At 72.5% G+C, this 24,869-nt stretch carries 19 protein-coding genes and 1 riboswitch; of the genes, 8 read left to right on the top strand and 11 right to left on the bottom strand.

Annotated elements, in window-relative coordinates:
- Positions 1-19: 19 nt before the first annotated feature.
- On the top strand, positions 20-1,075 hold the full coding sequence (locus OG852_RS13985; RefSeq protein ID WP_330348088.1) for an ABC transporter substrate-binding protein: 1,056 nt from the start codon (positions 20-22) through the stop codon (positions 1,073-1,075).
- A gap of 19 nt (positions 1,076-1,094) precedes the next feature.
- On the opposite strand, the gene OG852_RS13980 is transcribed toward OG852_RS13985, so the two are convergent.
- From OG852_RS13980 to OG852_RS13950, 7 genes are all read right to left on the bottom strand, one after another.
- The gene (locus tag OG852_RS13980) at positions 1,095-1,775 is read right to left on the bottom strand and encodes a response regulator (protein WP_330348087.1); all 681 of its coding nucleotides are present in this window, start codon (positions 1,773-1,775) and stop codon (positions 1,095-1,097) included.
- Positions 1,772-3,442: a sensor histidine kinase gene (locus OG852_RS13975; protein WP_330348086.1), complete on the bottom strand. Its 1,671-nt coding sequence runs from the start codon at positions 3,440-3,442 to the stop codon at positions 1,772-1,774. Before OG852_RS13975 ends, OG852_RS13980 begins: the two co-directional genes overlap by 4 nt.
- A gap of 129 nt (positions 3,443-3,571) precedes the next feature.
- A complete protein-coding gene (locus tag OG852_RS13970; protein ID WP_330348085.1) occupies positions 3,572-4,513 on the bottom strand; it encodes a sucrase ferredoxin in 942 nt (313 codons plus the stop codon).
- A gap of 203 nt (positions 4,514-4,716) precedes the next feature.
- Positions 4,717-5,970 carry a citrate/2-methylcitrate synthase gene (locus OG852_RS13965; RefSeq protein WP_133914050.1) on the bottom strand — a complete coding sequence of 418 codons (1,254 nt, stop codon included), beginning with the start codon at positions 5,968-5,970 and terminating at the stop codon, positions 4,717-4,719.
- 373 nt (positions 5,971-6,343) lie between these two features.
- Positions 6,344-7,828, bottom strand: a complete 1,485-nt coding sequence (locus OG852_RS13960; protein ID WP_133914051.1) for a hypothetical protein — start codon at positions 7,826-7,828, stop codon at positions 6,344-6,346.
- A gap of 283 nt (positions 7,829-8,111) precedes the next feature.
- The gene (locus OG852_RS13955; protein ID WP_133914052.1) at positions 8,112-10,004 is read right to left on the bottom strand and encodes a hypothetical protein; all 1,893 of its coding nucleotides are present in this window, start codon (positions 10,002-10,004) and stop codon (positions 8,112-8,114) included.
- A complete protein-coding gene (locus OG852_RS13950; RefSeq protein WP_133914053.1) occupies positions 10,001-10,765 on the bottom strand; it encodes a hypothetical protein in 765 nt (254 codons plus the stop codon). Before OG852_RS13950 ends, OG852_RS13955 begins: the two co-directional genes overlap by 4 nt.
- Positions 10,766-11,301: 536 nt before the next feature.
- On the opposite strand from OG852_RS13950, the gene OG852_RS13945 reads away from it, so the two are divergent.
- Both OG852_RS13945 and OG852_RS13940 read left to right on the top strand, forming a co-directional pair.
- Entirely contained in the window at positions 11,302-12,765 is a 1,464-nt protein-coding gene (locus OG852_RS13945) for a hypothetical protein (RefSeq protein WP_133914054.1), read from the top strand.
- A 78-nt stretch (positions 12,766-12,843) separates the two neighbouring features.
- On the top strand, positions 12,844-14,223 hold the full coding sequence (locus tag OG852_RS13940; protein WP_330348084.1) for a helix-turn-helix domain-containing protein: 1,380 nt from the start codon (positions 12,844-12,846) through the stop codon (positions 14,221-14,223).
- An 84-nt stretch (positions 14,224-14,307) separates the two neighbouring features.
- Here OG852_RS13940 and OG852_RS13935 read toward each other — a convergent pair whose 3' ends face one another.
- Both OG852_RS13935 and OG852_RS13930 read right to left on the bottom strand, forming a co-directional pair.
- Positions 14,308-14,547, bottom strand: coding sequence for a hypothetical protein (locus OG852_RS13935; RefSeq protein WP_330348083.1), 240 nt, complete (start codon positions 14,545-14,547; stop codon positions 14,308-14,310).
- A 267-nt stretch (positions 14,548-14,814) separates the two neighbouring features.
- Positions 14,815-15,372: a DUF6082 family protein gene (locus tag OG852_RS13930; protein ID WP_133914056.1), complete on the bottom strand. Its 558-nt coding sequence runs from the start codon at positions 15,370-15,372 to the stop codon at positions 14,815-14,817.
- A gap of 320 nt (positions 15,373-15,692) precedes the next feature.
- On the opposite strand from OG852_RS13930, the gene OG852_RS13925 reads away from it, so the two are divergent.
- Positions 15,693-16,760 (top strand): CobW family GTP-binding protein, encoded by a 1,068-nt coding sequence (locus tag OG852_RS13925; protein WP_330348082.1) that lies wholly within the window; start codon positions 15,693-15,695, stop codon positions 16,758-16,760.
- A 53-nt stretch (positions 16,761-16,813) separates the two neighbouring features.
- On the opposite strand, the gene OG852_RS13920 is transcribed toward OG852_RS13925, so the two are convergent.
- Positions 16,814-19,267: a DNA gyrase/topoisomerase IV subunit A gene (locus OG852_RS13920; protein WP_133914058.1), complete on the bottom strand. Its 2,454-nt coding sequence runs from the start codon at positions 19,265-19,267 to the stop codon at positions 16,814-16,816.
- Positions 19,268-19,540: 273 nt separating this feature from the next.
- Between OG852_RS13920 and OG852_RS13915 the strand changes: the two genes are divergently transcribed.
- The 4 genes from OG852_RS13915 (at position 19,541) to OG852_RS13900 (ending at position 24,300) form a co-directional block, all read left to right on the top strand.
- A complete protein-coding gene (locus OG852_RS13915) occupies positions 19,541-20,884 on the top strand; it encodes a M16 family metallopeptidase (protein WP_133914059.1) in 1,344 nt (447 codons plus the stop codon).
- Positions 20,881-22,269, top strand: a complete 1,389-nt coding sequence (locus tag OG852_RS13910; RefSeq protein WP_133914060.1) for a M16 family metallopeptidase — start codon at positions 20,881-20,883, stop codon at positions 22,267-22,269. The genes OG852_RS13915 and OG852_RS13910 overlap by 4 nt, the downstream gene beginning before the upstream one ends.
- Before the next feature lie 215 nt (positions 22,270-22,484).
- Positions 22,485-22,647, top strand: a riboswitch (cyclic di-AMP (ydaO/yuaA leader).
- A 14-nt stretch (positions 22,648-22,661) separates the two neighbouring features.
- Positions 22,662-23,405, top strand: coding sequence for a M23 family metallopeptidase (locus OG852_RS13905; protein WP_133914061.1), 744 nt, complete (start codon positions 22,662-22,664; stop codon positions 23,403-23,405).
- 199 nt (positions 23,406-23,604) lie between these two features.
- Positions 23,605-24,300, top strand: a complete 696-nt coding sequence (locus OG852_RS13900) for a GntR family transcriptional regulator (RefSeq protein ID WP_133914062.1) — start codon at positions 23,605-23,607, stop codon at positions 24,298-24,300.
- Between the two features lie 215 nt (positions 24,301-24,515).
- On the opposite strand, the gene OG852_RS13895 is transcribed toward OG852_RS13900, so the two are convergent.
- Positions 24,516-24,797 carry an HPr family phosphocarrier protein gene (locus OG852_RS13895; protein WP_133914063.1) on the bottom strand — a complete coding sequence of 94 codons (282 nt, stop codon included), beginning with the start codon at positions 24,795-24,797 and terminating at the stop codon, positions 24,516-24,518.
- Positions 24,798-24,869 lie beyond the last annotated feature (72 nt).

The raw sequence follows: 24,869 nt of genomic DNA, 5'->3' as shown, positions 1-24,869 counted from the left end.
ACAAGGACGTGAACCCGCCATGCGCTCCTCCGCCAGACACACCGCCCTGGCCGCCGCCGGCCTCCTCGCCCTCTCCTCGCTCACCGCCTGCGCCAACGACGCGGCGAGCACCGCCTCCACCGGCTCCGGAGGGGACGGCAAGGGGACGAAGGTCAAGATCATGGTCGGTGGCCTGGACAAGGTCATCTACCTGCCCGCGATGCTCACCCAGCGCCTCGGCTACTTCGACGCCGAGGGCCTCGACGTCGAGCTGCTGAGCGAGCCGGCCGGTGTGCAGGCCGAGACCGCGCTCGTCTCCGGCCAGGTCCAGGGCGCCGTCGGCTTCTACGACCACACGCTCGACCTGCAGGTGAAGGGCAAGGCCGTCGAGTCCGTCGTGCAGTTCTCGCACGCGCCCGGCGAGGTGGAGATCGTCTCCACCAAGGCGGAGGGCAAGATCACCTCGCCCGAGGACTTCAAGGGCAAGAAGCTCGGTGTGACCGGTCTCGGCTCCTCGACCGACTTCCTCACCAAGTACCTCGCCGTCAAGAACGGTGTGAAGGTCAGCGACTTCACCCCCGTCGCGGTGGGGGCGGGACCGACGTTCATCTCGGCGCTGGAGAAGGGCGCCATCGACGCGGGCATGACGACCGACCCGACCGTCGCGAACATCCTCGACAAGAAGGCCGGGAAGGTCCTCCTCGACATGCGCACCCCGCAGGGATCGGTGGAGGCGCTCGGCGGGCCGTACCCCTCGTCGAGCCTGTACATGCAGACGGACTGGGTCAACGGTCACAAGGACACCGTCCAGAAGTTGGCCAATGCGTTCGTCAAGACGCTCAAGTGGATGTCCACCCACAGCGCCAGCCAGATCGCCGACAAGATGCCGGCCGACTACTCGCAGGGCAACAAGACGCTGTACGCGGTGGCCATCAAGAGCACACTGCCGATGTTCACCAAGGACGGCGTGATGCCCGAGGGCGGCCCCGAGACCGTGGAGAAGGTCCTCAAGGCGTTCAACCCCAACATCCAGAAGGCGGACGTCGATCTGAGCAAGACCTACACCACGGAGTTCGTCGAGAAGGCGGCCGGCTGACGGCCCCTCCCGCCGTGCCTCAGGCGCGGGTCGCCCACACGTAACGGTGTTCCGGGCGGCCCGCGTCGCCGTACTTCAGCGTGAGCCGGGCCCGTCCGGTGCGCTCCAGGAGCTTCAGATAGCGCTGGGCGGTCTGGCGGCTCACGCCGGTCCGGTCGGCGATCTCCTGGGCCGACAGGGGCCCGTCGGCGTTCATCAGGGACTGGCGGACCAGTTCGGCGGTGGTGGGGGAGTGCCCCTTGGGCAGTCCGGGCTCGGACGAGGCGGACAGCGCGCCGAAGATCCGGTCGACGTCGGCCTGTTCGGCCTCACCGCCGCCGTCGAGCGTGCGTCGCAGATCGGCGTACGCCTCCAGCTTGGCGCGCAGGCCCGCGAAGTTGAACGGCTTCACCAGGTACTGCAGGGCGCCCTGACGCATCGCGGCCTGCACGGTCGAGACGTCCCGCGCCGCCGTCACCATGATCACATCGGTCTGGTGGCCGCGCCGCCGCATCTCCTGGACGACCTCGAGACCCGTCTCGTCGGGCAGGTAGTGGTCCAGCAGGATCAGGTCGAGCCGCGGCAGCGCCTCCAGCTGGCGCAGCGCCTCGGCGGCGCTGTGGGCCTCGGCGGCGACATGGAAGCCGGGCACCTTCTCGACGTAGGCGGCGTTGACCCGGGCGACCCTGGTGTCGTCGTCCACGACCAGGACCTCGATCATCGCGACTCCTCCTCGACGGCGCTGTTCGCCGGTGCGGTCAGTACGGGTTCCAGGTCGGGGCCGGCCAGCGCCTCCGGCAGGACGACGGTGAACTCGGCGCCCCCGCCGGCGGCCTCGTCCACGGTGGCGCTGCCGCCCTGGCGCTCGGCGAGTCTGCGCACCAGCGAGAGCCCGATGCCGCGTTTCCCGTGGGCGGGTGGCTTTTTCGTGGACCAGCCCTCGGTGAAGACGAGTTCCCGCTGCTCGGCGGGGATTCCGGGGCCGGTGTCCCGGACCCGCAGGACGGCGGTACGGCCCTCCGCGCGCAGTTCGACCTCCACGCGCGCGTGCGGGGTGCCGGCGACGGCGTCGAGCGCGTTGTCCACCAGGTTGCCGACGACCGTCACGAGCCCGCGCGGGTCGACCAGCCGGTCCGGGAGCCGGGTGCCGTCGGAGACCCACAGCGCGACCCCGCGCTCGGCCGCGACGGTCGCCTTGCCGACCAGCAGGGCGGCGAGCAGCGGGTCCTCGATCTTCTCGGTCACCTGCTCCGAGGTCGCGCGGTGATCGCCGACCACCTCTCCGACGAAGTCCACGGCGTCGTCGTACATCTCCAGTTCGAGCAGGCCGAGGAGTGTGTGCATTCGGTTGGCGTGCTCGTGGTCCTGGGCGCGCAGCGCGTCGATCAGCCCGCGTGTGGAGTCGAGTTCGCGGCCGAGCTGCTCCAGTTCGGTGCGGTCGCGCAGGGTGGCCACGGCGCCGCCGTCGTCGGTGGGCATCCGGGTGACGACCAGGACGCGCTGTCCGCGTACGGCGATCAGGTCGGTGCCGGTCACCCGGCCGGCCAGCACATCGGCCGTACGTCCCTCGCCGAGCGCCTCGTCGGGCGAGCGGCCCACCACCTCGTCGCCGATGCCCAGGAGCCGCTGCGCCTCGTCGTTGAGCAGCCGGACGCGGCCGGTCCGGTCCAGCGCGACCACGCCCTCCCGGATGCCGTGCAGCATCGCCTCGCGCTCCGCGAGAAGGGCCGAGATATCGGAGAAGGCCAGGTCACGGGTCTGTCGCTGGACCCGCCGGGAGATCAGCCAGGCGGCCAGCGCGCCCACGGCGAGCGCGCCGCCCGCGTACGCGAAGAGGCCCGGGATGGCATGGATCAGACGGGCGCGCACGCTGTCGTACTCGATGCCGACCGAGACCGCCCCGATGATCCTGCCGTCGTCGTCGCGCAGGGGCACCTTGCCGCGGGCCGAGCGGCCCAGGGTGCCGCTGTCGATCTCCATCACGTCCTGGCCGGCCAGGGCCCTGTCCGGCGACGTCGAGACATGGCCGCCGACCTCCTTGAGCTCCGGGTGCGACCAGCGGGTGCCGTGGAGGTCCATGACGACGACGTACTCCGCGTCGCTGGCCTTGCGGATCCGTTCCGCCTCGCGCTGCACGGGGCCGTCCACCGTGGGCGGTGTGCTCCGCAGGTCCTCGGCGATCTGGGGCACCGCCGCCGTCGTCTGGGCGATGGCGAGGGCGCGGCGCATCGCCTGGTCGTCCAGCTGGGCGCTGAGCGGGGCGAGGAACAGACCGGTCGCGAGCACCACGACTCCCGCGGCGATCGCCAGCTGCATCAGCAGCACCTGCGAGAACACGCGCTTCGGCATGCCGAGGCGCAGGCGACGGGCGGGGGGAGTGGGGCTCATACCCAAGACGGTACGTGGGCGGGCCGGTGCAGCCGTAGGGGTGTGTGGTGTGGATCTCTTGACCGGCTCAAGAGGAAACGGTTCGGCCGGGCTTCGTCCGGGGCGCGATCCACGGGGGACGCGGCTGTCTCAGCCGGCCACCGCCACCGCCAGTTCGCGCACCGCCACCACGTCCATCCGCGCGGGCGCCCCGAGGACCGACGCCCCACAGCTCTCCGGACGCGGCGGCAGCGCCGCGCCCTGGGTCACGACGACCCTCCAGTGGCGCCCGTCGGTGTGCGCGACGGTCACCTCCCAGCGGGGCGCCTCGCCGGTGGTGAGGACGACGTCCAGAGCCTCGGCCCGGTCCTCGCCGGTGGCCCGGCGCACGGCCAGCTCCGCCGCCTGCGCGGGCCGCTCCCAGGCCGAACGCCCGCGGCAGCCGTCCACCACGACGCGTCCCTCCCGTACGCCGCGCAGGACCTCCTTGACGGTGTGGGCCTCGGCACGGCCGTACACGTAGCCGTGCGGCAGGACCAGGACCGTCGGGGAGAAGCGATGGCCGCCCAGATGAGTGACCTCCCACACGCCCTCGACGCCCGAGGCGGCCAGCTCGGCCGCGAGCGGGCGGCCCAGCAGGGCGCAGCAGCGGTCGCGCTTGCCGTTGGTGCAGACGAGCGCGAGCGGGTCACCCCGGTGAGGGCCGCCGCCGAGCGCGCGGTCGAAGGTGTGGTGGTCGCCCCGGCCGAGCGCGGCGAAGTCGAGATCGAGCAGCCGCCGGGGGTCGGTGGTCGTGGCGGTGCGCAGCCAGACGTCGCCCGGCGCGGTGTGGGCCGCGTACACCTGCCGTACGGGAGGCGGCATACCGGGGTCGGCGTGCCGGCCCGGGCGGCGGATGAGCGCGATGCGCACGCCCGTGTCCTTGGCGGCCGCCTCCAGGGCGCGGCCCAGCACGGGGTCCAGGTGGCTCGAGGTGAGCGCCTTGGCACCCCACGGACCGGCCTGCTCCAGCAGGAGCCAGGTCGAGGCGGTGGCCGCGGTTCCGGGCATGGGCTCGCCGAGGTTCCGCGAGTCGGTCGCGCACGTACTCACAGAGGTGAGCCTAACCTGACTTGGCGCGTCGCACCTCCCGCGGCGGCTGTGGATCGCTGTGGAGTCCGCGGGACGGGGCTGTGGGTTCGGTCTTCGCGCAGGTCGGGAGCAGGAACGTGCCGTCGGACGCTTTCCCGTGCGTCTTCCCGTACGTCTTCGCGTGCGTCTTCCCGTACGTCTTCGCGTGCGTCCGGAGACTCGTCCTAGGGGAGGCGCCGGGGTGGTTTCTGACCCACGTAGTGCCCGCTGGGGCGCATGCGCAGGGGTCGCTCGCCGTACTCCTCCAGCGCGTGGGCGATCCATCCCGCCGTCCGGGCCACGGCGAAGATCGTCTCGCCCGCCGCGGGCTCCATGCCGAAGGAGGCGGTCAGGACGCCGAGCGCCAGATCGACGTTGGCGTGCAGAGGCGCGTGGCGGGCGGTCGTGGCCACGACGTCGCGGGCGGCGGCCAGGGCGGGCGCGGCATCGGGAATCTCCTCCAGAAGGGTGAACAGGGCACGCGCGCGTGGGTCCTCCCCGGCGTAGAGCCGATGGCCGAGGCCGGGGACGCGGCGGCCGGCCCGCAGCTCCTGGGCGATCACCGGACCCGCGTCGCCCAGGTCGAGCACCTCGTCCAGCAGCCGGTGCGCGAGCCCGCTCGCGGCGCCGTGCAGGGGCCCCTCGATGACGCCCAGTCCCGCCGAGACGGCCGCGTACGGGTGCGCGCGGGCCGAGGCGGCGACCCGCACCGCGAGTGTCGAGGCGGCCAGGTCGTGGTCGACGAGCAGACCGAGCGCCGTGTCCAGGACCCGCAGCTTCGCCTCGTCCACGGGACGCACGGTGAGCCGCGCCCACAGGCGCCGGGCCAGGGAGCCCTCGTCGCGGTGGCCGGACCGCCGACGGGGCAGGGCGGCGACGAGGGTGGGGATCAGGATGCGCGCGGTGCCGAGCACGGCCTCCTCGGCCAGGTCGAACCGCAGCGGGTCGGCGACGGCCGCGGCGACGGCGGCGACCCGCAACCGGTCGGTGGGGCCGCTGTGTTCGGGCAGCGCGTCGACCGCGCGGCGGGCGGCCTCGACGGAGGCGGCGGGCGCGGTGAAGGCGGTGCCGGGGCGCATCCGTCCGGTCCACAGCCACTCCGCGACCTCCTCGTACGGATGCCGGGCCGCCAGTTCGGTCGCGTCGACGCCCCGGTAGTAGTACCGGTCCTCGTCTATGAGGGTGAGCCGGGTCCGCACGGACGGCTCCCCGCCGGAGGCCGGACTCCCGGCGGCGTCCCGCCTGTTGCGCCGCGCGAGCGCCTCGACCTCCGCGGCCTCGAAGGTGCTGCCCCGGCCGCCGGGTGTGCGTCTGCTGCTCAGCTGACCGCGGCTCACGTACGCGTACACGGTCTCGGGTTTCACGCCGAGCAGTTCGGCGGCCTCCTTGGTGCTCAGCCGTCGGTCCGGGAAGCCGGGGCGGGGGTCGTCGTCGCGCATGGGATCACGGTATCCGCAGCCCACCCGGCCGCTCCGTGACGAGGGCGGGACCCGTCACGGAGGGGCGTGCACCGCCGTACGGGACCGGGCGGACGCAGGGCGTCCGCGGCAGGGTCCGCCGGACCGGCCCGGGGGCCGTCGCCTACGTGGCGCTGCCCGGCTTCTCCTCGGGCTCGTCGGGCTGGCGGCGGCCGGGGACGACGCTCATGTTCATGGGGCTCTCCTCGCTGACGGGTTCGCTGTTCCTGGTCGGAAAGCCCTGCGCAGGTTCCGTGACCGTTGTAGGGCCCGGCGCGACAGGCCGGCAACGCTCTTCCCCTCAGCTCGGAGAAACCCCGGAAAACCGGAAAACCCCAGCTCCTGGCCCGAAGCGTCAGCCGGTGGAGCGTTTCCCGGCCCCCGGCCGACCGCGGATCGCCCATACCGCGAGCGCCCCGAGGAGCAGGGCCGTGCTGCCGTAGAAGACCCAGCCGGGCGTCACAGGGCCCCCGGTGATCCAGTGCGGCGCGCAGACGATCCACGACGTGACGGGAACGAGGACCGCCGTCCACACGGCGACGGTCTGCCCGGTGCGGAACGCCGAGCCCAGGCAGGGGCGAAGGCGTTCTCCGCACCACAGCGACCAGGTGCCGACGGCCGCCGCGTACCCGGCCGCCGGCGCGCCCAGCGCGACCGCCAGTTCGGTGAGGGCGCCGCTCTCCTCGTAGGCGCTGCCCGAGGCGGCGAACGACCACGCGCACAGCGACTGCACCCCCAGCAGCAGGAGCGGGACCACGACCACCCGGGTCGACCGGAGCACGGCACCGCAGCCCAGCACCGCCGCCTCGGCGAGCACGCCCAGTGCCCGGCCCAGCGCCGACACCAGCAGCCGGGTCACATGGACCAGCACCCGCCAGACCAGGTTGACCACCAGCACCACGGCCCGGAGCGTCAGCTCCGCCGACATGATCAGGATGTTGAGGACGATCGCCCCCAGGGTCACGACGAGCCCCGCCACTTGGTGGAGCATGGCCTCGATGAGCTGCGCGAGATGGTCGAGCGGACCGGTGCCGGACGCCGGCCTCAGCCGCCAGCGCGGCCGGCTCACCGCGAACACCGGCAGCGGCCGCGGACGCCCGAGCAGCGGGGTCACCACGGGGTCGAACGTCCTGAAGCCATGGACGAAACCGGCCAGGGCGGCCGTGAGCAGAGCGCCCAGGACACCGAGCCAGGGCGCCCGGTCCAGCCACAGGCGCACGGCCTGCGGCGGGTCCCAGAGCAGGCCGTCGGGGGCGTACCGCAGCGCGGCCCGGATCATCAGGACCGGCAGCACGGCGGTCGCCGAACCGAAGGTCAGCGCGCCCGGCAGCATCCACGGCTCGTGCCGGTCGTCCGGGGACGGCTCCGAAGGCGCCGGAGCACGGGTCCGGCGGGCCGACGCGCGGGGGGCGAGCCCGCTCCAGCCGCCGTACCAGGCGATACGGCCCGCGCACCAGGCCCACAGCAGGGCCGCCGCCCCCAGCGCCGAGGTGAGCACGACCCTGCGCACGGTCGCACCGCCCCAGTGGGCCGCTCCGCCGACCCCACAGGCCAGCACCAGCAGCACCGCGGCGACGCGTCGCGTGGTCGGGTAGAGACGCAGCGGTGCCAGGGTGAACAGGGCGGCGCAGCCGAGCGCCGGCACCAGCAGCGGAAGCGCGCTGTGCAGGTGGGCGCTCGCGCTGACGGACGTCGGCAGCAGCAGCGCGAGGACGGAGAGCAGGAGGCGCCGGGCGCCGGCCGAGGCGCCGCTGAACGGCAGAAAGCTGTTCCCCGAGCAGAACAGGTCGGTGGGCGCCTGCTCGCCGGAGCGGGCCGTGCAGTTCTGGCCTTCCCGCACCGAGCAGACATGACGGGCGAGGGCGCCGCGGCCGGCGCGTTCGGCGCCCCAGGTGAGGTACCAGGGGCGGGAGGAGTGGGGAGCGGGGAAGGTCGGAGGACCGGCGTAGGGGGCGTCGAGGTTCCACAGGTCCGGGGCGGGCCGGGGGCCGGCGGGATGCGAAGGGGCGGCAGGGCAGGGGGCGGCTGAAGGGGCTCGGGGCGGGGGCCGCGGTTGCCCGGATCCCGCCGGGTTCTCGGGTGGTGCGGCTCCTGCGGATCCCAGGGCGGCCGTCGGGTGGTGCTCATCTCGGTTCCCTTCTCCGCCCGTACCGGCGGGTTCTGGTGAGGTGTCGGGCAGCCATGGAGGCCGCGTAGCGGGCCAGCAGCCGGAAGCGGTGCCAGGGCGCGTACTGCACGGACCGGACGTGCCGCCAGTAGGCGCGGGGGGTGAAGACCCGGTCCGCTCCGGGCAGCAGCACGGTGCGGGCGGCGCCCGCCGTGGAGCCGAGCAGGGTGTAGAGAGCGGACAGTTCGTGGTAGCGCGCGGCCAGTTCGGCGTCGGAGCCGCCGCTTCGGTGGCCGTCGCGCAGCCGCCGGTGCCGGTAACTGAGCCAGGCGAGCAGGTTCCCGGCCTCGAAGACCGTCTCGGCCGGGCCCCGGGTGGCGTACGTGCCGCGCGGCTCACCGGAGTCGATCCGGCTCAGGCTGTCCGCCAGATCGCTGCGGGTGGCGTGCAGGGACACCCCGGCCGTCCGCGAGGGGACCCCGAGGTCCGCGCGGTGCCGGCGGGCCAGACGCCGTCCGAGGAACCGCAGTTCCGGGGTGTACGTCATGTGCTCGACCACCCGGCCCAGGGTCTCGCTGAGCATCGTGTGCTCGACGCTCCCGGGCCGGTACCGCAGTCGTCGCAGGAACAGCCACCCGTACGCGGGCAGCAGGCGCCCCTGGACCCACAGACAGGCGCCGATCCGCTCGGCACGGGCGGCGGCCAGGGCGCCGCGCGGTCCGCCGGGGGTCTCCCGCCGCCACATCCGGCGCAGCTCGCGCCAACGGCCCTGCTCCCACAGCCACTCGGAGCGCGCCCACCACTGTTCCTCGCCGGTCACGGCGGTCAGAGCCCGGCCGTCGGCGAGCATGGCCCCCACCCGCCGGTGCAGACCGAGCTCACGGCTGAGGACGAACGTGCAGGCGGCGCGGAGCGGGTCGTCCGCAGCGAGCCGGAGCACCGCGGGCGCGGGTGCGGGCGCGGGCGCCGAGGGCTCCGGACCCAGACGCCAGCGCCGCCTCAGCGCCCCGTACAGCAGGGCGGTGTGTCCGCATACGACGGTCACCTGGGCGCCGGCCGTCGCCAGCAACCCCACCAGCCGGGGGACCGAGGGGTCGTCGTGGGGCACCTCGTGCCAGGGGTGGGCGGGGTCGACGTGATGGCTGATCCACACCGCCCGCAGTCCGGCCAGGGTGCCCGCAGGCCACTGGGCTACGGCCGCGTCGACGTCGAAGAAGTCGCTGCCCGAGTAACCGCAGACGACCAGGAAGCGATGGGCGCCGAGCGTCAGCCGCAGCTGTCTCTCGTGGTCCGCGCCCAGGCCGCCCTCGATGCCGGCGAGCGTCGCGCCCAGCCCCGTGCCGTCGGGGTTCCCGGCGAAGGAGTGGTGGAAGTGCTGCACCAGACCGTCCTTCGGCAGGACGCCGGTCATCGCGCGGTGCCGCCGTTCGACGCAGTCGTCGAAGTTGGCCGTGATGTGCCGCCCGCCGGCGGCGAGATGCCGGGCGAAGAAGTCGTGCGCCGCGTTGGGCCGCGCGGCCCGGACGTCGGCCAGCACCTCCATCGGCCTGACCGCGGTGCCCGCGCAGGCCCGCACCACGGCGCCCAGGACGGTCTCCAGCCGGGGATCGGCCGGCACGGCCACCACGGACGCCACGGACGCCACGGCCGACCTCGGCGTGGACCGGTCGAGCGGGCAGCCCGGCGGCCGCGACCACCCGAGCGCCGCGTGCAGCTCCCGGATCTCCTCCAGAACGCCGGGCAGGAAGAAGGAGTCGAAGGCCCGCCGGGTCAGGAGAGGGCCGGACGGAAGCCCCGACGGCGCGTCCATGGAGATGCCCGCGCCGGTGAGGAAGACGGTGTGCGCCGGTCCCCGACCGGCGAGAAGGTCCACGACACCCGCGAAGACGTCCTCCGCGGCGCCGCTCATGACTCCCCGTCCGGCGGCTCCGGGCGGGCGACCTTCCAGATGGCCTCGTACCGCTCGACCCAGTAGTCGAACCAGTCGGGCGACTCGGCGCGGGAAATCCGGAGGTGCATACGGTCGGCGATGTTGTCGTCCTGGAAACCGTGCAGCTCGACGATCGCGTAGCCGTCCCGGCGGTGGGCGTCGACGACCAGCAGGCTGAACCCCGGGTTCACCGCCAGCCTGCGGAACTCGAAACCGGGCTGCTCACGCGCGAGCCGGCGCAGGATCTCCGCCGAGTGGGCGAGCGTGGAGGCGAGGTCGACGCTGTCGTCGAGCTGCAGGGCCGCGCCCGAGACCGCCGCCGCGTCCTCCGCGAGGACCACACAGCGCACGGAACCGCCCCTGGCCAGCACCAGCTTGCGGATGTCCGCGTTGTTCAGCAGGACATGGGCCGCCGTGGGTCCGTAGATGCGCAGGTCCTCCACGCCCGGCAGCAGCGCCCCGAACGGCTGGAAGGCGTCCCGTCGGCGCAGCACCCGGTCCAGGGCCGGGCCTTCCGCGGTCCTGGCGCGTCCCGCGCTGAAGATGAGGAAGTTCACGCCCATCAGCAGGGTGGCCACCTGGAAGTGGAGCGCCACGGCGTCGGCGAGGCTCAGCGCGGAGACCACGAGTCCGACGAGGAACGCGGTGTACGCCTCGACGTTGCGCTGCTGTCTCACGTCCGCCACGAGCGCTGCCGTCCTGCGCCGCAGCCGTCGGGGTATGCCTGTCATGCCAGCCATGCCTGTCTTTCCTCACCTGCCGACTTGTCCGCTTATGGCGGTAGGAGACCGCACGGACCGCCGAACAGGAGCCCGACCGCGAGGAAGCGCGGATTCCCCGCGGGTTCCCGCGCGGAAAGCCGTGGCGCGGGGAGGCCGTTCCACCATGGGCCGTTCGGGGGTGCGGCCGGGCCCGCCGTACGAACTCGCGTCCGTGGCCCGGCCGGCCGAGCGTTCGGGGCGTCTGCGGTGTGCGGTCTGCCGTACCGGTCGGACTGGGCGGGCATACATGGCCGTACGGGCTCGACGGACCGCCGGGACGCCGACCGCCCGGACAATGACGTTCGGACAGTGACCGCCCGGACAGTGACCGCCCGGACAAGGACCGTCCGGACAGTGACCGCCCGGACAAGCACCACCCGGCCAAGGGACCGCCCGGATAAGGACCGCCCGGCCAAGGGACCGCCCGGCCAAGGGACCGCCCGGATAAGGACCGCCCGGACATGGAACCGCCCGGACAGGGGACCGCCCGGGACATCGACCTGTGGAGGTAGCGCGTGACACACCGTCCGTTCGACGACCCCGACGCCACCCGGCAGGTCATCGAGCAGTGTCTGAACGCCCTGCGCGGCCAGCGGCGCGCGGCCGGTGCGGGTGCCGTCGGGCAGGCGCTGGGGGTGTCCGAGGGCACGGTGCGCGGCTATCTGAACGGCAGCACCCAGTCCGTACCGGTGGGTTTCTGCGTCCAGTTGGGCCGGCTCGCGCAGATTCCCGAGCACGACATCCTGCACGCGCTCGGACTGCTGCCGCTCGCCCTGCCGGAGGCCCCCGGGGGCGGCCCCGCCCTCGGCGCACCCCTGCGCGCGGTCGACGCGCTGCTCGCCGACCCCGAAGGCGCGGAGCGCTTCCAGGCCCAGGTCTTCCGGATCTTCTCCGGGCGGCGCTACCGCTGCCCCAGTCATGAGGTCGCCCACTTCGCCCTGCGTCCCGGCCACACCGCTCTGCCCTACGCGCAGGCCGAGGAGCTGGCCCGGACGGCGGCCGCGGAGTGGCGGCCCACCCCGGAGGAACTGCCCATGCACCCCGCGTACTGGTCGCTCCGCCTGGAACTGGTGGCCCGTACCGAGAGGGCGCTGCGATCAGCAGGCGAGCACAGCTGGCAGGGGGACCCCGGTACCGGCCTCTGGGACCGGCTGCGCACGGCGTCCGGCGAGGCACCGCAGGTCCTGGTCCAGGACCCGGTGGCCGGCACCTCCACCGGTCCCGTCGCCGATCCCGACGGCACGCTGCCGACACTCCTTTTCGTGGGCGGGCGCCAGCTGATCGGAACGGCGGCCGCACTGCTCGCGGAGGCGATCGGCCGCCAGTACGTCCTTGTGCGCTCACTGACCGAGGTCGCGCAGAGCGGGCTGCTGGTCCCCGTACGACGGGATCTCGTCGGTGGACGCACCACGGCGTGGACCTCGGTGGCGGCCCACATCCGGGACCGGCATCTCGCCGGAAGGCCCTGGCCGGCCGTGGTCGTGGTACGGCCCTACGCGTTCTCCGCGAAGGACGGTCTCGACGGCCCGGCGCTGCACCAGCTGCGGCACTCCCCGGCCCGGATCGTGTTCTGCCGGCCCTCACGGTCCACGCTCGTCTGGTGGGCGAAACGGCAGGAGGCGGCCGCGGGCCGCGCCGGCTACCAGAGCGGGGTCCGGATCACCGAGACGGTGCGGACCCTGGACGCGGTGGCCGACGTGCTGAGGAAGCGGGAGCGCGGCGACGACCTGACCCTGCGCCTGCCCGACCTCTTCAGGGAACGCGACGAGGAGTCGGCCCCGGTCTTCCCGGCCGAGTTCCCCGCGGCCGTGGCCGATCTCCAGGCGCGCGTCGCCTGGTGGGTTCTGTCCCGGCTGCGCGAGGCCGACCCGGGTTGTCTGCCCCGGCAGCTCGTGCCCACCAGTCGGCTGGCCCGCTGGTCCGGACGGCTGGCCTCCGACGGACGCGCGCTGTCCCTGGCCCCGGCGTCGCCCGTCTGAACCGGTCACGGCCTGTGGACACGGTACGGAGCCTTCCGGACAATGACGGCATGCTGGCCGATTTCGGGGGGAGACATCATGGCGCGGCCCGAACAGCGACTGATCCGTGACGGGAGCCCGCCCCGCGAACTCGCCTTCTGGCTCCGCGATCTGCGCACCGGCTCGGGGTTGACGTACGCCCAGCTCGCGACCCGATCCGGTTACTCGGTGAGCACCCTCCAGGAGGCCGCCGCCGGGCGCCGTCTCCCGACCTTGGCGGTCACCCTGGCCTTCGCCCGGGCCTGCGGCGCGGACCCGGCGGCCTGGCAGCATTTCTGGGCCGAGGTCCGGCGCGCGACGGAGACGGGAGAGCCGGTGACTCCTCCGCCGCCCTGGATTACCGACGCGGCGCACCCGGAGAAGCGGGGCAGGACCGACGACTCCGCCGACCCGGGCCCAGGGGACGGCCCGGGCAGGCTGGAACGCTCGGGTGCGTGGCGTGAAAGGGGCGCGCGAGGGGGACGGCGTACGTCGGACGGCCCGGGTGCGTTGAGTGAGCTGGCGGCGGTGGTCGGTCCGGGCGGACCGGGCACATCGGAGACGCCGGACGGGCGGCGCACGTCGAACGGCCAGGGTGGGCAGGTCGGCTCAGTCGGCTCGGGCGGGTCGGAGGGGCGGGGTGCGCCGGTCGGCTCGGGCGGGTCGGTCGGCTCGGGTAGGTCGGTCGGCTCGGGTGGGTCGGAGGGGCGGGGTGCGCCGGTCGGCTCGGGTGCGCCGGTCGGCTCGGGTAGGTCGGTCGGCTCGGGCGGGTCGGAGGGGCGGAGTGCGCTGGACGACCCGGGCGCGCCGGTCGGATCGGGTGCGCCGGTCGGCTCGGGTGGGTCGGACCGCTTAGGCGCTCCCGCCGAAGGCGGCGCCGTGGACGGACGGGGCGCGCCGGATGTGTCGGGGGCGGCCGGGTCCCTCCGGGGCGCGGTGTCGGCCTCGGCGCGCGGAGATCGGGTTCCCGCCACCCGTGGTGCCCGCATCGCCGCGGCATCCGGTCTGCTCCTGCTGGTGGCCGTCGGTGTCCCCGGCGGACTGTGGCTGGCCTCCTCCCAGGGGCGGCCGCAGCCGCGGGACTTCGCCTCCGTCGTCGTGCAGAACAAGGTGGCCGTCGGGCCGACCTCGCTGGTGGAGGACTCGACTCCGTCCTATCTCTCCAGTGAGACCATCTCCCACTGCGCCGCCCGCGGCTGCAAGATCACGGGCACCGAGATGTGGAGCGGCGCCGAACTCGTCGTCTTCTGCTGGACCCGGGGGGAGAAGCTCACCAACGAGGACATCACCTCCGAGGGCATCACCAGGAACAAGGGCGGCGTCAGCTCAGACCGCTGGTACCGGGCCAAGTGGAAGGACGGCCGGACCGGTTACCTTCCCGAGGTGTACGTGGTCCCCGCCGACCGGGGCGGGATGGGCCTCGCCCGCTGTTCCGGCTGAGCGGCGCGATCCCGCAGGGCCGGAAGGGCCCGGCGTCGCGACGGGGCGAGCCGGGCCGCTCTCACGGGGACGGGCGCGGTGCCGTCAGACGTCCGGGATATCCGCCTTGGCGCGAATGAGGGTTTCTCGGCTGATCACCACGATGCGCTCGTAGTCGGCGCGGGAGGCGTCGGAGGGAAGGTCCCGGTCCAGTGAATCCGTGGCGTCCGTGCCGATGACGGCGAAATTCCCGTCGGCGAGTTCGAAGATATCGGGGCAATTCGCTCCGCTTACGCTTCCCCGGGCGCGCGGAGATGCACCGATGCGACGGATGATCTGACTCACTGTTGCTTCCCTTGGTCCATTGGCTTGCGCACGACGGCTGCGCGGTGCAAGGCGGGCCCTGTGGGGTGCGCTCGTCATCCGGCGGCGTAGGCGACGACGTGGTGGGGTCCTCTACGCGATCAAGCGCGAGTCAACTCCCTTGACGTCCCTCTCAACTCCTGATTTGACCCGTTCGTTATGGGCCGAGGGTGTGATTTCCGGAGGAGGGGTGCGAGCCGCGCGGTGCGAGCCGCCGGATGCCGGAGTGCGCCTGGGCGACGCGCGGACTCATGCGCTCGGGGGCTCCCCGACCACCCACCATTCATCCGTGTCCGACTCCTCGAGTTGTGTCAGGAGTTCATCCACCATGCGCCCGATTTCCGCCTCGTCGGAGTCGTCGGCGAGCGTCGCCCGCTGATGCCGGGTCACGTACCAGTACTCCCGTACGACGGGATTCTGCAGAATGCCCCGGATGTAACCGAAGAACTCTTCCCGGGATATGTTCCCTATCCGGTAATAGAAGAGTGCGTTGGTGTAGAGGGCGTTGGCGAAGAGGTACTGGCGCCGTTGCTCCGCGGACACGGGCGCCTCGAAGAGGTCGAGCACCTCCGCCAGTTCGGGATCGTCGATGGCCTTGCTCAGCAGTTCCCAGTGCAGCCGCTGCTGGTTCGCCAGGTTGGTGTGCTTCTGGGAGTGGGCCGTCCGCTCGAGGTGCTCCAGTCGTATCCGCAGCGCCTCCAGGGCGTGGCGCTGCGCCGTCAGGGTGAGGAGGGCGCCCGCGGCCATGCCGGCGGCGGCCGCGGCGACCGCTCCCAGCCCGCGTACCCCAAACTTCCGTGTGGCCATGTCAATTACCCCCGGTCAGGCAGCCGTGCGCCGGTCGGGGTGCGGGTGGAGTGACGGGGACCGGCGAGCGGTGGGCGGCGCTTGCCGTCTCCCAGGGTGCCGAGCGGCTCTGATCGGCGGGGGAGGCGGAGGGGAGGCGCACGGAGGGAAGCGAGGGTCGCACGCCAGGGCGCCTTGCCAGACGTCTGCCCCGCGCGTGCTGCTAACAATCGTTCACTTCGAGGGGATTCCGTGGACTCGTATCCTGGGGCGCGTTCCCTCGTCGGACGCGCTCCGCAGCCGTGAGCCGGAGTGCGCGCAGGTGTCAGAGAGGTCGCACGGTGACGCAGAGCCGCAGCCCGCAGCAGATCCCGGTCGTCGTACTCGCCGGATTCCTCGGCTCCGGCAAGACGACCCTGCTGAACCATCTCCTCCACCACAGCGGCGGCAGCCGGATCGGGGCGATCGTCAACGACTTCGGAGCGATCGAGATCGACGCCATGGCCGTGGCCGGCGCGCTCGGCGACTCCACCGTGTCCCTCGGCAACGGCTGTCTGTGCTGTGCCGTCGACGCGAGCGAGCTCGACGCCTATCTGGAGCGGCTCGCCCGCCCCGCCACCGGCATCGACGTCATCGTCATCGAGGCCAGCGGTCTCGCCGAACCGGAGGAACTGGTGCGGATGGTGCTCGCCAGTGAGCACCCGGGGATCGTGTACGGCGGGCTCGTCGAGGTCGTCGACGCCGCCGAGTTCGACGAGACCCGCGCCCGGCATCCCGGGATCGACCGGCATCTCGCCCTCGCCGACCTGGTCGTGGTGAACAAGCTGGACCGGGCCGACGACGCCGAACGCGTCCTCGCACTCGTCCGCTCCCTCGTCGACCGCGCCGCGGTCGTGCCCGCCTCGTACGGCCGGGTCGACCCGGAGTTCCTCTTCGACTGCCGGCCGAGCGAGGAGCGCCTCGGGCAGCTGTCCTTCGACGACCTGCACAGGCGCGACGGCCGGGACGACCGGCACCACGCACATCTGCACACCGCCTACGACAGCGCCTCCTTCCGCTCCGGGGTGCCCCTCGACCCGCGCCGTCTGATGGCCTTCCTCGACAGCAGGCCCGAGGGGCTCTACCGGATCAAGGGGTACGTCGACTTCGGCGCGCACGACGCCGGGAACCGGTACGCCGTGCACGCCGTCGGGCGGTTCCTGCGCTTTTACCCGGAGACCTGGGGCGCCGCAGAGGAGCGTCTCACCCAACTCGTCCTCATCGGCGCCGGCATCGACGCCGGCGCCCTCATCAAGGAGCTGGAGGCGTGCGAGAACGACGCCCCACACGCCGATGAGCACGGCATGTGGGGCGTCCTGCGCTACGTACAGGATCCGGACGGTGCCCTGGATCCCGGGGAAGTGGTCTAGAGGGTGTTTCGAAAGTCCCGCACAGCACCCGCACAGGACTTTCGAAACACCCCCTAGATCGGGCCCGCCACCACGCCCACCGTCTTCGGCAGGGAGACGCCCGAGCCGTCACGGCGGGGATCCATCTCCGGCAGTTCGGCCGGCATGCCGTTCTTCTGGGCGGCCTTGGCCGGGACCGGGCCCGCCCAGGCGAACGACAGGCAGTCCTCGCCCTTCAGGAACCGCTGGCAGCGCACACCGCCGGTGGCCCGGCCCTTGCGCGGGTACTGGTCGAACGGGGTCAGCTTGGCCGTCGTCTGGACGGAGTCGTCCAGCGTGCCGCGCGAGCCCGCCACGGTGAAGACCACCGCGTCCGCCGACGGCTCCACCGCCGTGAACGAGATCACCTTCGCGCCCTCGGCGAGCTTGATGCCCGCCATACCGCCCGCCGGACGGCCCTGCGGACGCACCTGCGCGGCCTGGTAGCGCAGGAGCTGGGCGTCGTCGGTGATGAACACCAGGTCCTCCTCGCCGGTGCGCAGCTCCATCGCGCCGACGATCCGGTCGCCCTCCTTGAGGGTGATGACCTCCAGCTCCTCCTTGTTGGTCGGATAGTCGGGCACCACCCGCTTGACCACGCCCTGTTCCGTGCCGAGCGCCAGACCCGGCGAGGACTCGTCGAGCGTGATGAGGCAGACCAGAGTCTCGTCGCCCTCCAGGGAGACGAACTCCGACACCGGGGCACCGCCCGCGAGGTTCGGCGCCGAGGCCGTGTCCGGCAGTTGCGGCAGGTCGACGACGTTGATCCGCAGCAGCCGGCCCGCCGAGGTGACCGCGCCGATCTCCCCGCGCGCGGTGGCCGGCACCGCCGAGACGATCACATCGTGCTTGGCGCGCTTGCCGTCGTCCTCGCCGAAGGGCTCGCCGTTCGCCGTACGGGCCAGCAGCCCCGTGGACGACAGCAGGACCCGGCACGGGTCGTCCGCGACCTGCAGCGGTACGGCGGCGGCCGGGGCGCCGGACGACTCCAGCAGGACCGTACGCCGCTCGGTGCCGAACTTCTTCGCCACCGCGGCCAGTTCGGCGGAGACCAGCTTGCGCAGCTCCGCGTCCGAGTCCAGGATCCGGGTCAGTTCCGCGATCTCCGCGTTCAGCCGCTCCTTCTCCGCCTCCAGCTCGATGCGGTCGAACTTGGTGAGGCGGCGCAGCGGGGTGTCGAGGATGTACTGGGTCTGGACGTCCGACAGCGAGAAGCGCTCGATGAGGCGCTCCTTGGCCTGCGCGCTGTTCTCGCTGGAGCGGATCAGCCGGATGACCTCGTCGATGTCGACGAGCGCCGTCAGCAGGCCCTCCACCAGGTGCAGCCGGTCGCGGCGCTTGCCGCGGCGGAACTCGCTGCGCCGGCGGACCACGTCGAAGCGGTGGTCGAGATAGACCTCCAGGAGCTCCTTGAGGCCCAGCGTCAGCGGCTGGCCGTCCACCAGCGCCACGTTGTTGATGCCGAAGGACTCCTCCATCGGCGTCAGCTTGTAGAGCTGCTCCAGGACCGCCTCCGGCACGAAGCCGTTCTTGATCTCGATGACCAGGCGCAGGCCGTGCGCACGGTCGGTGAGGTCCTTGACGTCGGCGATGCCCTGGATCTTCTTCGAACCGACCAGATCCTTGATCTTGGCGACGACCTTCTCGGGGCCGACCGTGAACGGCAGCTCCGTGATCACCAGGCCCTTGCGGCGGGCCGTCACCGTCTCCACCGCGACCGTGGCGCGGATCCTGAAGGTGCCGCGGCCCGTCTCGTAGGCGTCGCGGATGCCGGAGAGGCCGACGATCCGGCCGCCGGTGGGCAGATCCGGGCCCGGGACGTACTTCATCAGGGCTTCCAGATCCGCGTTCGGGTGGCGGATCAGATGGCGGGCGGCCGCGACGACCTCGCCCAGGTTGTGCGGCGGCATGTTCGTGGCCATGCCGACCGCGATGCCCGAGGCGCCGTTGACGAGCAGGTTCGGGAAGGCGGCGGGCAGCGCCACCGGCTCCTGCTCCTGGCCGTCGTAGTTCGGCGCGAAGTCGACCGTGTCCTCGTCGATCGACTCCGTCATCAGGCTCGTCGCCTCGGCCTGACGGCACTCGGTGTACCGCATGGCGGCCGGCGGGTCGTCGTTGCCCAGCGAGCCGAAGTTGCCGTGGCCGTCGACCAGGGGCACGCGCATGGAGAACGGCTGCGCCATGCGCACCAGGGCGTCGTAGATCGACGAGTCGCCGTGCGGGTGCAGCTTGCCCATGACCTCGCCGACCACGCGCGCGCACTTCACATAACCGCGGTCGGGGCGCAGGCCCATCTCGGCCATCTGGTAGACGATGCGGCGGTGCACCGGCTTGAGGCCGTCACGGGCGTCGGGCAGGGCTCGGGAGTAGATGACCGAGTACGCGTACTCCAGGAAGGAGCCCTGCATCTCGTCGACGACGTCGATGTCGAGGATCCGCTCCTCGTACGAGTCGTCGGGCGGCGGGGTCTTCGTGCTGCGGCGGGCCATCGCTGCCGGCTCCTTGCTGAGCGTGGGACGGAGATCTGACGCGGTCCATTGTGGACCGTGGCACTGACAAGTCGGGCCCAGGACCTAAGCCCGCTCATGATTGCCCGCAGGGTACGTCATCTCCGTTCGGGCACGGTGTCCCGGATTCTCGCTCTCGGCGTACGCCGTCCGGGAACTTCGCCGACCCACCGCGCGCTTGCATACAGTGACAGGACCGGCAGGAAACGCGCGGTTTCCACGACCGCGTCCGCGATCGGAAGGACGTACATGCCCATGGGTCACACGGCCACAGACCAGGCAGGCACCGGGGGCCTGACAGCGACCGAGCACCGCCTGGCCAACGGCCTGCGCGTGGTGCTCTCCGAGGACCACCTGACCCCCGTCGCGGCGGTGTGCCTCTGGTACGACGTCGGCTCCCGCCACGAAGTCAAGGGCCGTACCGGCCTGGCTCACCTTTTCGAGCACCTCATGTTCCAGGGATCCGCCCAGGTCAAGGGCAACGGCCACTTCGAGCTGGTCCAGGGCGCCGGCGGCTCGCTCAACGGCACCACCAGCTTCGAGCGGACCAACTACTTCGAGACCATGCCCACCCACCAGCTGGAGCTCGCCCTCTGGCTGGAGGCCGACCGCATGGGCTCCCTGCTGGCCGCCCTGGACGACGAGTCCATGGAGAACCAGCGCGACGTCGTGAAGAACGAACGCCGCCAGCGCTACGACAACGTGCCGTACGGCACCGCCTTCGAGAAGCTGACCGCCCTCGCCTACCCGGACGGCCACCCCTACCACCACACCCCGATCGGCTCGATGGCCGACCTGGACGCGGCGACCCTGGAGGACGCGCGCGCGTTCTTCCGCACGTACTACGCGCCCAACAACGCCGTGCTGTCCGTCGTCGGCGACATCGACCCGGAGCAGACGCTCGCCTGGATCGAGAAGTACTTCGGCTCCATCCCCGGCCACGACGGCAAGCCCGCGCCGCGCGACGGCACGCTGCCCGACGTCATCGGCGAGCAGCTGCGCGAGGTCGTCGAGGAGGAGGTCCCGGCCCGCGCCCTGATGGCCGCCTACCGCCTGCCGAACGACGGCACGCGCGCGTGCGACGCGGTGGACCTGGCGCTCACCGTCCTCGGCGGCGGCGAGTCCTCCCGGCTGTACAACCGGCTGGTGCGCCGCGACCGTACGGCCGTCGCGGCCGGCTTCGGCCTGCTGCGGCTCGCGGGGGCACCCTCCCTGGGCTGGCTGGACGTGAAGACGTCCGGGGACGTCGAGGTGCCCGTCATCGAGACCGCGATCGACGAGGAGCTCGCCCGGTTCGCCGAGGAGGGCCCCACCGCCGAGGAGATGGAGCGCGCCCAGGCCCAGTTGGAGCGCGAATGGCTCGACCGGCTCGGCACGGTCGCGGGCCGCGCCGACGAACTGTGCCGGTTCGCCGTCCTGTTCGGCGACCCGCAGCTCGCCCTCACCGCCGTCCAGCGCGTCCTGGACATCACGCCCGAGGAGGTGCGGGAGGTCGCCAAGGCCCGCCTGCGCCCCGACAACCGCGCGGTCCTCGTCTACGAGCCGACCGCCCCCGAAGCCCCCGCCGACCAGGACGAGAACGAGGAGGCGGCCCAGTGACGGAGCTCGCCACGATGGACTTCCACCCCCAGCCCCGGGCGGGCGAGGCCAAGCCGTGGGCGTTCCCGGCGCCGGAACGCGGCACGCTGGACAACGGCCTGACCGTCCTGCACTGCCACCGTCCCGGCCAGCAGGTCGTCGCCGTCGAGGTCCTCCTCGACGCGCCCCTGGACGCCGAACCGGCCGGCCTGGACGGCGTGGCCACGATCATGGCGCGCGCCTTCTCCGAGGGCACCGACCGGCACTCCGCCGAGGAGTTCGCCGCCGAGCTGGAGCGCTGCGGCGCCACTCTCGACGCGCACGCCGACCACCCCGGCGTCCGGCTCAGCCTGGAGGTGCCCGCCTCCCGGCTGCCCAAGGCGCTCGGCCTGCTCGCCGACGCCCTGCGCGCGCCCGCCTTCGCCGACAGCGAGGTCGAGCGCCTCGTCCACAACCGTCTGGACGAGATCCCGCACGAGCTGGCCAACCCCTCCCGCCGTGCCGCCAAGGAGCTCTCCAAGGAGCTGTTCCCGGCCACCGCGCGCATGTCGCGGCCGCGCCAGGGCACCGCGGAGACCGTCGAGAAGATCGACTCCGCCGCCGTAAGGGCCTTCTACGAGCGCCATGTCCGGCCGGCCACGTCCACCGCCGTGGTCGTCGGCGACCTCACGGGCATCGACCTCGCCGCCCTCCTCGGCGAGACCCTGGGCGCCTGGACGGGCACCCCGGCCCAGCAGCGGCCCGTCCCGCCGGTGACCGCCGACGACACCGGCCGCGTCGTCATCGTGGACCGCCCCGGCGCCGTCCAGACCCAGCTGCTCATCGGCCGCGTCGGCGCCGACCGGCACGCGCGCGTGTGGGCCGCCCAGGTCCTCGGCACGTACTGCCTCGGCGGCACCCTCACCTCCCGTCTGGACCGCGTCCTGCGCGAGGAGAAGGGCTACACGTACGGGGTGCGCGCCTTCGGGCAGGTCCTGCGCTCCGCCCCGGACGGCTCGGGCGCGGCGATGCTCGCCATCAGCGGGTCCGTCGACACCCCGAACACGGGCCCCGCCCTGGACGACCTGTGGAAGGTGCTGCGCACCCTCGCCGCGGAGGGTCTGACGGACGCCGAGCGCGATGTCGCCGTGCAGAACCTGGTCGGCGTGGCACCGCTGAAGTACGAGACCGCGGCGGCCGTCGCGAGCACGCTGGCCGACCAGGTCGAGCAGTTCCTGCCCGACGACTACCAGGCCACGCTCTACCAGCAGCTCGCCGCGACCGGCACGGTCGAGGCCACCGCGGCGGCCGTGAGCGCCTTCCCGGTGGACCGTCTGGTGACCGTCCTCGTCGGTGACGCCGCTCGGATCAAGGAGCCCGTCGAGGCGCTCGGGATCGGCGAAGTGACCGTCGTGGCCGCGGAGTAGCCGCCGGCGGACACGGACGACTCGCGGCCCCGGGTGACGCGGGCGCCCCCCCGGGGTGTCCTTCCGGGGCCGCGAGATGTCCGAATTGATGCGGAGGTTGTGTGTCTGCGCTGTGGCGTGCGCTACAAAAACCGTGATCCGTTTGAGGATTGATAACGGTCGCGCATAGCGTCGGCCCGGCTGTTCGTCAGGCACCGCGCCGCATCCGCGGCACCGGACAGTCATCGCCGAGTCCCCGTACGGCGCGAGCCAGGGGAGCCGGGGACCCATGAAGTCCCTGGGGTGAATCGGACGCCCGCGCGTGAGCGAGGGGGTCCGTAGGAGACCTTCCTGCTCCGAACCCGTCAGCTAACCCGGTAGGCGAGAGGGAAGGAAAGGACCGCTCGCCCTTCATGGCGTACACCTGCACCACCGGGAAGCACCGCCGGCCCAGCCGGATGCAGCGCACCACCGCCCGCGCGGCGGGTTTCGCGGCGCTGACCACCACCGGTGTCATGGCGACCGTCGCCTCCAGCCCGGCCTTCGCCGCGGAGCCGACCCCCGAGCAGACCGGGCTGATCCCGGTCGTCACCGCCGGCGAGGCCGTCGCCGAGCAGGTCGACGACCAGGTCGCCCTGCAGAAGAAGGCCGCCTTCGAGGAGGCCGCGCGCGAGGCCGCCGCCAAGAAGGCCGCCGAGGAGCGCGAGGCACGCGTGCGTGCCGCCCGTGAGGCCGAGCGCAAGCGTCTGAACGCCTTCGTGCTGCCGATCACCGGGTCCTACATCTCCACCGGCTACCACGCGAGCAGCTCGCTGTGGTCCTCCGGCAGCCACACCGGCATCGACTTCCACGCCGCCAGCGGCACCCCGGTGCACGCGGTCGGCCTCGGCACCGTCGTCGAGGCGGGCTGGGGAGGGTCGTACGGCAACAACGTCGTCATCAAGATGAACGACGGCACGTACACCCAGTACGGCCACCTGTCCTCCATCGGCGTCTCCGTGGGCCAGCAGGTCACCCCGGGGCAGCAGATCGGCCTGTCCGGCGCGACCGGCAACGTCACGGGTCCGCATCTGCACTTCGAGGCCCGTACGACGGCCGAGTACGGCTCCGACATCGACCCGGTCGCCTACCTCCGTCAGCACGGCGTCAACATCTGACGCCACTCGGCGACTGTCCGCCCCGAGCCCCGGCCCCACGGCCGGGGCTTTCGCCGTTTTCGGCACTCCGCTGTCCAAAAAATATCCCTGGATTCCGGTCCGCCGTCGGAAATTCCGGCTCATTGCAATAGAGTCACGGAACACACGTCGATGAGCGGCACTCGGCGACGTTTCACGGGGATTAAAACGGAGGTCGGTCATGCGTATTCCGGCGCACTCGGTGTGCACGGCCATCCGGGACGACATCGTCGCGGGTGTCTACGAGCGCGGCAGCCGTCTCACCGAGGAACTCCTCGCCCGCCGCTACGGCGTTTCCCGCGTCCCCGTCCGGGAGGCGCTGCGCACCCTGGAGGCCGAGGGCTTCGTCGTCACCCGGCGGCACGCGGGCGCGTGCGTCGCGGAACCGACCGAGCGGGAGGCCGCCGACCTGCTGGAGATGCGCATGCTCCTGGAGCCGCTCGGCGCCGCCCGGGCCGCACAGCGGCGCACCGAGGCCCATCTGAAGGTGCTGCGCGGCCTCGTCCGGCTGGGCCAGGAGCGGGCCAGGAGGGGCAACAGCGACGATCTGCGCTCCCTGGGCGGCTGGTTCCACGAGACGCTCGCCCAGGCCTCGGGAAGCCACGCCCTGACGTCGATGCTCACCCAGCTGCGCCACAAGATCGCCTGGATGTACGCGGTGGAGGCGCCCGCCGACCCCGTGGAGTCCTGGGCCGAGCACGGCGCCATCGTCGACGCGGTGGCGCGCGGCGACCACGAACGCGCGCGGACGGTCACGGCGCTGCACACCGAGCGCGCGACCGCCGCCCACCGGCTGCGTTTCACCGGCGGCGCCGAGCGCGCCGACCGTGTGAGGACTTCGCAACCTCCCGTAAACATGACGGGTCTGCGGCATTAACACGGAAGCCGTATACAAAGAAGAGATATTCGGCGGAGAGGTATTTCCGCTGCTCTTTTCCGAGCGCGCCCCGAATTCTCGGTGGCGCGCTTCCGGTGTGCCCGGAGGCGGTTTTCCGGTTATGTCAGGGGCAATTTCTCTCCGGGGGCGCCGGGGTGCCCCGGAAAAGCGACGGGGCCGCGCCACCGGAAAGATGACGCGGCCCCGCGGGTGACTCAGACGGTCTCGGGGAGCTCCTCGAGACCCTCGGCGACCAGCTTCGCCAGCCGGTCCAGGGCGATGTCCGCGCCCTCGGCGTCGGAGGCGAGGACGATCTCCTCGCCGCCCTTCGCGCCGAGGCCGAGGACGGCCAGCATGGAGGCCGCGTTGACGGGGTTGCCGTCGGCCTTGGCGATCGTCACCGGGACGCCTGCGGCCGTGGCGGCTCGGACGAAGATGGAGGCGGGGCGGGCGTGGAGGCCCTCGGCCCAGCCGACGTTGACGCGGCGCTCAGCCATGTGTTGCTGCCCTTCGGTTCAGGTTGTCTAGACCAGTGTTCCACACGTGAAGCCGGTGAGGAACGGGTCGGA

The sequence above is a fragment of the Streptomyces sp. NBC_00582 genome, assembly GCF_036345155.1.
Lineage (GTDB): Bacteria > Actinomycetota > Actinomycetes > Streptomycetales > Streptomycetaceae > Streptomyces.
This window is presented reverse-complemented; position numbering and strand designations above follow the sequence as displayed.